Raw genomic sequence first — 4,461 nt, forward strand, 5'->3', positions numbered from 1 at the left:
ACATTCATATGTCTGGTGACTATAGCAAGGAGGTCACACCTGTTCCCATGCCGAACACAGAAGTTAAGCTCCTTAGCGTCGATGGTAGTCGAACTTACGTTCCGCTAGAGTAGAACGTTGCCAGGCATAATATTAATCCACAGTAGCTCAGTGGTAGAGCTATCGGCTGTTAACCGATCGGTCGTAGGTTCGAGTCCTACCTGTGGAGCCATGGCTCCTTGGTCAAGCGGTTAAGACACCGCCCTTTCACGGCGGTAACACGGGTTCGAGTCCCGTAGGAGTCATTATTTTGGAGAATTAGCTCAGCTGGGAGAGCATCTGCCTTACAAGCAGAGGGTCGGCGGTTCGAACCCGTCATTCTCCACCATTTTGATTATTAAATTATATGAATAAGCTGGAGGGGTAGCGAAGTGGCTAAACGCGGCGGACTGTAAATCCGCTCCTTCGGGTTCGGCAGTTCGAATCTGCCCCCCTCCACCATCTATATATTGGGCTATAGCCAAGCGGTAAGGCAACGGACTTTGACTCCGTCACTCGTTGGTTCGAATCCAGCTAGCCCAGCCATTAGAGCCATTAGCTCAGTTGGTAGAGCATCTGACTTTTAATCAGAGGGTCAGAGGTTCGAATCCTCTATGGCTCACTACTTGCACTTTCCATTTTTGGGAAGTGCTTTTTTTTATGAAGTAATAAGATAAACAGATTATATGTGTAGCTATTGCTTGATAATGGTAAGCGCATACATTATTCTTTAATTACATAGAGCAAAGGGGGACGCTTATGACAAAGACAAAAGCAATTGATATTATAGGTGCACCATCAACATTTGGACAAAGAAAATTAGGTGTTGATTTAGGACCAACAGCAATTAGATATGCTGGATTAATTTCAAGATTAAAGCAATTAGACCTTGATGTATATGACAAGGGGGATATTAAGGTACCTGCTGTGAACATTGAAAAATTTCATAGTGAACAAAAAGGATTAAGAAATTATGATGAAATTATAGATGTTAATCAAAAATTAAATAAAGAGGTTTCAGCATCAATTGAAAATAACAGATTTCCTCTAGTTCTTGGTGGTGATCATTCTATTGCGGTAGGTTCAGTATCAGCAATAAGTAAACATTATAATAATTTAGGTGTTATTTGGTATGATGCACATGGTGATTTAAATATACCTGAAGAGTCACCAAGTGGAAATATTCATGGTATGCCTCTAAGGATTTTGACAGGCGAAGGTCCCAAAGAACTTTTAGAATTAAATAGTAATGTAATCAAGCCAGAAAACATCGTACTAATTGGTATGAGAGATTTAGATAAAGGTGAAAGACAATTTATCAAAGATCATAATATTAAAACATTTACTATGTCAGATATTGATAAATTAGGGATAAAGGAAGTAATTGAAAATACAATAGAATATTTGAAGTCACGCAATGTTGATGGCGTTCATTTATCTTTAGATGTTGATGCTTTAGATCCGCTTGAAACGCCAGGCACTGGTACTAGAGTTTTGGGTGGTCTTAGTTATAGAGAAAGCCATTTTGCATTGGAATTACTGCATCAATCACATTTAATTTCCTCAATGGATTTAGTTGAAGTAAATCCATTGATTGACAGTAATAATCATACTGCTGAACAAGCGGTTTCATTAGTTGGAACATTTTTTGGTGAAACTTTATTATAAATAAATGATTTGTAGTGTATAAAGTATATTTTGCTTTTTGCACTACTTTTTTTAATTCACTAAAATGATTAAGAGTAGTTATAATCTTTAAAATAAATTTTTTCTATTTAAATATATGTTCGTATGACAGTGATGTAAATGATTGGTATAATGGGTATTATGGAAAAATATTACCCGGAGGAGATGTTATGGATTTTTCCAACTTTTTTCAAAACCTCAGTACGTTAAAAATTGTAACGAGTATCCTTGATTTACTGATAGTTTGGTATGTACTTTATCTTCTCATCACGGTCTTTAAGGGAACTAAAGCGATACAATTACTTAAAGGGATATTAGTAATTGTTATTGGTCAGCAGATAAGTATGATATTGAACTTGACTGCAACATCTAAATTATTCGATATCGTTATTCAATGGGGGGTATTAGCTTTAATAGTAATATTCCAACCAGAAATTAGACGTGCGTTAGAACAACTTGGTAGAGGTAGCTTTTTAAAACGCTATACTTCTAATACGTATAGTAAAGATGAAGAGAAATTGATTCAATCGGTTTCAAAGGCTGTGCAATATATGGCTAAAAGACGTATAGGTGCATTAATTGTCTTTGAAAAAGAAACAGGTCTTCAAGATTATATTGAAACAGGTATTGCAATGGATTCAAATATTTCGCAAGAACTTTTAATTAATGTCTTTATACCTAACACACCTTTACATGATGGTGCAATGATTATTCAAGGCACTAAGATTGCAGCAGCAGCAAGTTATTTGCCATTGTCTGATAGTCCTAAGATATCTAAAAGTTTGGGTACAAGACATAGAGCTGCGGTTGGTATTTCAGAAGTATCTGATGCATTTACCGTTATTGTATCTGAAGAAACTGGTGATATTTCGGTAACATTTGATGGAAAATTACGACGAGACATTTCAAACGAAATTTTTGAAGAGTTGCTTGCTGAACATTGGTTTGGCACACGCTTTCAAAAGAAAGGTGTGAAATAATATGCTAGAAAGTAAATGGGGCTTGAGATTTATTGCCTTTCTTTTGGCATTGTTTTTCTTTTTATCTGTTAACAATGTTTTTGGAAATATCTTTAACACTGGTAATCTTGGTCAAAAGTCTAGTAAAACGATTCAAGATGTACCCGTTGAAATTCTTTATAACACTAAAGATTTGCATTTAACAAAAGCGCCTGAAACAGTTAATGTGACTATTTCAGGACCACAATCAAAGATAATAAAAATTGAAAATCCAGAAGATTTAAGAGTAGTGATTGATTTATCAAATGCTAAAGCTGGAAAATATCAAGAGAAGTATCAAGTTAAAGGGTTAGCTGATGACATTCATTATTCTGTAAAACCTAAATTAGCAAATATTACGCTTGAAAACAAAGTAACTAAAAAGATGACAGTTCAACCTGATGTAAGTCAGAGTGATATTGATCCACTTTATAAAATTACAAAGCAAGAAGTTTCACCACAAACAGTTAAAGTAACAGGTGGAGAAGAACAATTGAATGATATCGCTTATTTAAAAGCCACTTTTAAAACTAATAAAAAGATTAATGGTGACACAAAAGATGTCGCAGAAGTAACGGCTTTTGATAAAAAACTGAATAAATTAAATGTATCGATTCAACCTAATGAAGTGAATTTACAAGTTAAAGTAGAGCCTTTTAGCAAAAAGGTTAAAGTAAATGTTAAACAGAAAGGTAGTTTAGCAGATGATAAAGAGTTAAGTTCGATTGATTTAGAAGATAAAGAAATTGAAATCTTCGGTAGTCGAGATGACTTACAAAATATAAGCGAAGTTGATGCAGAAGTAGATTTAGATGGTATTTCAGAATCAACTGAAAAGACTGTAAAAATCAATTTACCAGAACATGTCACTAAAGCACAACCAAGTGAAACGAAGGCTTATATAAATGTAAAATAAATAGCTAAATTAAAGGAGAGTAAACAATGGGAAAATATTTTGGTACAGACGGAGTAAGAGGTGTCGCAAACCAAGAACTAACACCTGAATTGGCATTTAAATTAGGAAGATACGGTGGCTATGTTCTAGCACATAATAAAGGTGAAAAACACCCACGTGTACTTGTAGGTCGCGATACTAGAGTTTCAGGTGAAATGTTAGAATCAGCATTAATAGCTGGTTTGATTTCAATTGGTGCAGAAGTGATGCGATTAGGTATTATTTCAACACCAGGTGTTGCATATTTAACACGCGATATGGGTGCAGAGTTAGGTGTAATGATTTCAGCCTCTCATAATCCAGTTGCAGATAATGGTATTAAATTCTTTGGATCAGATGGTTTTAAACTATCAGATGAACAAGAAAATGAAATTGAAGCATTATTGGATCAAGAAAATCCAGAATTACCAAGACCAGTTGGCAATGATATTGTACATTATTCAGATTACTTTGAAGGGGCACAAAAATATTTGAGCTATTTAAAATCAACAGTAGATGTTAACTTTGAAGGTTTGAAAATTGTTTTAGATGGTGCAAATGGTTCAACATCATCACTAGCGCCATTCTTATTTGGTGATTTAGAAGCAGATACTGAAACAATTGGATGTAGTCCTGATGGATATAATATCAATGAGAAATGTGGCTCTACACATCCTGAAAAATTAGCTGAAAAAGTAGTTGAAACTGAAAGTGATTTTGGGTTAGCATTTGACGGCGATGGAGACAGAATCATAGCAGTAGATGAGAATGGTCAAATCGTTGACGGTGACCAAATTATGTTTATTATTGGTCAAGAAATGCATA

Annotated in this window: 4 protein-coding genes, 6 tRNA genes and 1 rRNA gene; all 11 read left to right on the top strand. The window is 34.7% G+C overall.

Annotation, left to right across the window (positions count from 1 at the left end; genetic code table 11):
- The first annotated feature begins 11 nt into the window (after nucleotides 1-11).
- Nucleotides 12-126, top strand: a 5S ribosomal RNA gene (rrf, locus tag IDG60_RS07330).
- Between the two features lie 10 nt (nucleotides 127-136).
- A tRNA-Asn gene (locus IDG60_RS07335) sits at nucleotides 137-211 on the top strand.
- A gap of 1 nt (nucleotide 212) precedes the next feature.
- Nucleotides 213-284, top strand: a tRNA-Glu gene (locus tag IDG60_RS07340).
- Between the two features lie 7 nt (nucleotides 285-291).
- A tRNA-Val gene (locus IDG60_RS07345) sits at nucleotides 292-367 on the top strand.
- A 29-nt stretch (nucleotides 368-396) separates the two neighbouring features.
- Nucleotides 397-480, top strand: a tRNA-Tyr gene (locus IDG60_RS07350).
- Nucleotides 481-489: 9 nt separating this feature from the next.
- A tRNA-Gln gene (locus IDG60_RS07355) sits at nucleotides 490-564 on the top strand.
- A 3-nt stretch (nucleotides 565-567) separates the two neighbouring features.
- A tRNA-Lys gene (locus IDG60_RS07360) sits at nucleotides 568-640 on the top strand.
- Between the two features lie 137 nt (nucleotides 641-777).
- Nucleotides 778-1,686, top strand: a complete 909-nt coding sequence (gene rocF, locus IDG60_RS07365) for an arginase (protein ID WP_000167867.1) — start codon at nucleotides 778-780, stop codon at nucleotides 1,684-1,686.
- Between the two features lie 188 nt (nucleotides 1,687-1,874).
- On the top strand, nucleotides 1,875-2,684 hold the full coding sequence (cdaA, locus tag IDG60_RS07370) for a diadenylate cyclase CdaA (RefSeq protein ID WP_000347896.1): 810 nt from the start codon (nucleotides 1,875-1,877) through the stop codon (nucleotides 2,682-2,684).
- 1 nt (nucleotide 2,685) lies between these two features.
- Nucleotides 2,686-3,618: a CdaR family protein gene (locus IDG60_RS07375; protein ID WP_000894032.1), complete on the top strand. Its 933-nt coding sequence runs from the start codon at nucleotides 2,686-2,688 to the stop codon at nucleotides 3,616-3,618.
- A gap of 26 nt (nucleotides 3,619-3,644) precedes the next feature.
- On the top strand, nucleotides 3,645-4,461 hold an 817-nt coding region (locus IDG60_RS07380; RefSeq protein WP_481906084.1), incomplete at its 3' end, for a phosphohexomutase domain-containing protein.

Source organism: Staphylococcus sp. EG-SA-2 (assembly GCF_017152085.1).